The following is a 2,561-nucleotide window of genomic DNA, read 5'->3' on the forward strand; positions in this document are numbered from 1 at the left end:
CTCAGGCCGTCTGAAATGCTCTTTCAGACGGCCTTTTTTATGTTTTCTATTTATCCAATACGTTGAAGGACAATTTCTAGGACAAATTTACTGCCTACATAGGCAAAAATCAGACTAACAAATCCAACAATAGTCCAAACGGCGGCTTTTTTGCCGCGCCATGCGGTCATACTGTGTTTCAACAATAATGCGCCATAAATCAACCACGACATAATACTGAAGATGGTTTTATGCGTGAAGGTCATGGGTTTGCCGAAAACGGCTTCGGCAAAAAACGTCCCGCTGATAACTGAATAGGTCAATAAAATGAAACCTGCCCAAATACCTTGGAACATGAGTTTCTCCAAACTCAATAATGGCGGCAAGAAGCTGACCAATGCGGAAAAACGGCGTTTGTGCAAATTACGGTTGATTAAAAGGATTAGGATGGCAAATAAGGTAACGATGCCAAACAATCCGTATGCAAGCAATGATGATGCGATGTGCGACAGTGGCAATAAGTCTACAATTTGGCGACCTGAAAAATCCCCCGGGAAAAGGAAACCCAACAATAAGGTCAATGCGGCACAGGGATACAATAAGAGTTGCACTCCGCGCAGACAATAAAAGAAGCTGCCCAAGCAATACATCATCAGCATCAGCCAGACTATCAGACTGAGCGAATAACCAAAACCGGTAATCAATACCCTATCCTGCAATACAGGGAACATCAATGCTGCGCCATGTACCAATAATGCGCCGCTCAAAATCAGCAACTCGGTTTTCAGCGGGTAAGACTTATTATTGTGCTTTTTATGTTGCAACCAGGAAAATGCGCCCAATCCGGCATACACCAGCATAAGGCAGATTAAGACAATCGGCATAAATATCTTTCTCAATAGAGGTATGAACACTTGACGGACAGCCGGCAGGGTTTCAGACGGCCTTGGTGTCGTGTTTGTGTTCTTGAAGCATAACTTCGGACTATCGTGTAAAATAATCCGAATTTTATTTTAACAAAGAATGCCCTGTATTGGGCAGCTATTCTCATTATCAAGGATAAGTATGTTAGACAACCTGACCAACCGCTTCAGCAAGGTACTTAAAAATATTCGCGGCCAATCAACGCTGACCGAAGACAATATTAAAGAAGCCTTGCGCGAGGTTCGTCTTGCCCTGCTGGAAGCCGACGTTGCATTACCCGTCGTTAAAGAATTCGTCAACACAGTCAAAGAACAGGCCCTTGGCCAAGAAGTCGTCGGCAGCCTGACGCCTGACCAAGCCTTTATCGGCGTGGTCAACCAAGCCTTAGTCGACCTGATGGGTAAGGAAAACAAAACGCTGGATTTGTCGGTTTCACCGCCTGCCATTGTTTTGATGGCCGGTTTGCAAGGTGCCGGTAAGACAACAACCGTCGGCAAACTCGCCCGCCTGCTGAAAAACGATCAGAAGAAAAAAGTTTTGGTGGTATCTGCCGACGTTTACCGCCCTGCTGCGATTGAACAGCTGCGCCTATTGGCCGAACAGGTCGGCGTGGACTTTTTCCCATCCGATACCAACCAAAAACCGGTTGAGATTGCAACTGCCGCCGTCGATTACGCCAAAAAACATTTTTACGATGTATTGATGGTCGATACCGCCGGCCGCCTGGCAATCGATGAAGAAATGATGAACGAAATCAAAGCGCTTCATGCCACGGTCAACCCGGTTGAAACTTTGTTCGTCATCGATGCCATGCTGGGTCAGGATGCTGTGAACACTGCTCAGGCATTTAATGAAGCCCTGCCGCTGACCGGTGTCGTATTGACCAAGATGGACGGCGACTCGCGCGGCGGTGCGGCATTGTCCGTACGCCATGTAACCGGCAAACCGATTAAATTTATCGGCGTCGGCGAAAAAATCAACGGTCTCGAACCTTTCCACCCCGACCGTCTTGCCAGCCGTATCCTCGGCATGGGCGACGTATTGACCCTGATTGAAGACGTTCAAAAAGGTATTGATGAAGAAGCCGCCGCCAAAATGGCGAAAAAGCTGCAAAAAGGCAAAGGCTTCGACCTCAACGACTTTAAAGAACAAATCCAGCAAATGCGCAATATGGGCGGCTTGGAAAACCTGATGTCGAAAATGCCGGGCGAACTGGGTCAAATATCGAAACAAATTCCCGAAGGCACGGCTGAAAAAGCGATGGGCAAAGTAGAAGCCATCATCAACTCGATGACCCCTAAAGAACGCGCCAACCCTGCCCTGCTCAAAGCCAGCCGCAAACGCCGTATTGCGATGGGTGCAGGCACGACCGTGCAGGAAGTAAACAAATTACTCAAACAGTTTGAACAAATGCAACAAATGATGAAGATGTTCAGCGGCAACGGCTTGGGCAAACTGATGCGTTTGGCCAAAGGTATGAAGGGAATGAAAGGCATGTTCCCAGGTTTGTAAGCCGATTTGACAGAAAACGCCGTCTGAAAAGTTTCAGACGGCGTTTTGGTTTTGTATTCTGATTAAAACCATGAGGCTTTAGCAACCATCTCTATTCTATAACGTCTAATATAAAAGGCCGAGACCTTTGCAAAATTCCCCAAAAT

General features: G+C 47.0%; 2 protein-coding genes. One reads left to right on the top strand and one right to left on the bottom strand.

The window, feature by feature from the left end; all coding sequences use genetic code 11:
• Positions 1–50: 50 nt before the first annotated feature.
• The gene (gene ccsA / locus HMPREF2608_RS06715) at positions 51–863 is read right to left on the bottom strand and encodes a cytochrome C assembly family protein (protein ID WP_049330837.1); all 813 of its coding nucleotides are present in this window, start codon (positions 861–863) and stop codon (positions 51–53) included.
• A gap of 181 nt (positions 864–1,044) precedes the next feature.
• Here ccsA and ffh point away from each other — a divergent pair, with 181 nt between their 5' ends.
• Positions 1,045–2,415 carry a signal recognition particle protein gene (gene ffh, locus HMPREF2608_RS06720; protein WP_070826410.1) on the top strand — a complete coding sequence of 457 codons (1,371 nt, stop codon included), beginning with the start codon at positions 1,045–1,047 and terminating at the stop codon, positions 2,413–2,415.
• Positions 2,416–2,561 lie beyond the last annotated feature (146 nt).

Source organism: Neisseria sp. HMSC064D07, assembly GCF_001837185.1.
Classification (GTDB): Bacteria; Pseudomonadota; Gammaproteobacteria; order Burkholderiales; family Neisseriaceae; genus Neisseria; species Neisseria flavescens_C.

What these genes read in the sequence shown, in the direction of transcription:
- ccsA (WP_049330837.1), bottom strand. Translation starts at nt 863, where the DNA reads ATGCCGATTGTCTTAATCTGCCTTATGCTGGTGTATGCCGGATTGGGC.
- ffh (WP_070826410.1), top strand. Translation starts at nt 1,045, where the DNA reads ATGTTAGACAACCTGACCAACCGCTTCAGCAAGGTACTTAAAAATATT.